The following is a 1,530-nucleotide window of genomic DNA, read 5'->3' as shown; positions in this document are numbered from 1 at the left end:
GTTGGCCTACTAGGACTCGAACCTAGAATGACTGGACCAAAACCAGTAGTGTTGCCAATTACACCATAGGCCAATCTCAATTAAGAGCGAGCAAAGTTAAAACAATCTTTTATTTGCACAAACAAATTGCATATATATTCCGATCAACAGGGCGATTGCCGCTGTTAAAGGTTTAACAAAAATATCCCTTCCTAATCTTTTTAATTAGTAAATTCGCCTCGACTGGTAAATCAATCTATCCATGTTTTCAAAGAATTTCGAGAAATGGGAAACCCGCCTCGGCTGGGTTGCTTTTTTTATTGCCCTGATCACTTACGGGCTTACCGTTGAACCCACCGGGAGCTTCTGGGATGCAGGGGAATACATTACAACTTCAGCTAAGTTGCAGGTAGGACACCCCCCTGGTGCCCCCCTGCTTCAAATGATCGGCGCCTTTTTTGCCATGTTTGCGCTGGAGGCCGACCAGGTGGCACGGATGGTGAATTATGTGTCCGGTGTCTCAAGTGCATTTACCATTCTCTTCATGTTCTGGACGATAACGAACCTGGTCAGGAAACTCATCCCAAATAAGGTTGAGTTGTCCAACGGGCATGCCCTTGCCGTGCTGGGAAGTGGCCTGGTGGGCAGCCTTGCCTTTACCTATTCGGACAGTTTCTGGTTCAATGCGGTAGAAACCGAGGTATACGCCATGGCCAGTTTTATCATGGCCTTGTTACTGTGGCTGGGTCTGAAATGGACAGACAACCTGGACCACCCGAGGGGCAACCGGTACCTCATCCTTATCGCTTTTGTGACCGGACTCACCTTTGGTGTACAATTTATGGGGTTTCTGGCCATACCCTCCATCGGTCTGCTCTATTATTTCAAAAGATATAAAACAACTACCGTAAAGAACTTCCTGCTGGCCAATATACTTGTAGTAGGCCTGCTTATGCTGATCTATAAGTTCTCGCTTACCTATGTATTGCAACTCTTTGGGTGGAGCGAGGTATTCTTCATAAACAGCATTGGATTGCCTTTTAACTCGGGTACCATTATCATGGGACTGCTCTTTGCAGCAGCCTTCTATTTTGGCCTTCGCTATACCCGCAAGAACAATTTCAGGGTGGCCAATACCCTTGTTTTATGTGCCCTCTTTCTCTTCCTGGGCTTTTCTTCATGGCTGATGCTGCCCATCAGGGCCAATGCCAATGTAGTGGTCAATGAGAACAACCCCTCTGATGCGCGTTCCCTGCTGGCCTACTATAACCGGGAACAATACCCCGGGGTAGACAGCCCTGTTTACGGAACCTACTATTCGGACCTTTTTGCACCGCCTGGAGAAGACAAAGATGACAAACCCAAATACGAAAGGGATGAAGCCCTAGGGAAGTACATCATAGTTAACAACTATAAAGATGCCATGCAGGGGCCCAATGAGGCACATCGCGGTTTCCTCCCAAGGATGTGGAGCGATCAGCACGCCGAAAACTACATGAAGTACTTTGGCCCCCTGGATTTCCGGGTGAAAACCTCCAATGAGGAATTGAG

At 47.6% G+C, this 1,530-nt stretch carries 1 protein-coding gene and 1 tRNA gene; one reads left to right on the top strand and one right to left on the bottom strand.

Features of this window, described 5'->3' with window-relative positions; genetic code table 11:
- Nucleotide 1 precedes the first annotated feature (1 nt).
- Nucleotides 2–73, bottom strand: a tRNA-Gln gene (locus AC4E7D_RS08825).
- 168 nt (nucleotides 74–241) lie between these two features.
- Between AC4E7D_RS08825 and AC4E7D_RS08820 the strand changes: the two genes are divergently transcribed.
- The coding region (locus AC4E7D_RS08820; protein ID WP_490173436.1) for a glycosyltransferase family 117 protein at nucleotides 242–1,530 on the top strand (1,289 nt) is incomplete at its 3' end.

Source organism: Lentiprolixibacter sp. (genome assembly GCF_982873095.1).
The sequence above is the reverse complement of the archived record's forward strand: the minus strand, read 5'-3'. Positions and strand labels throughout refer to the sequence as shown.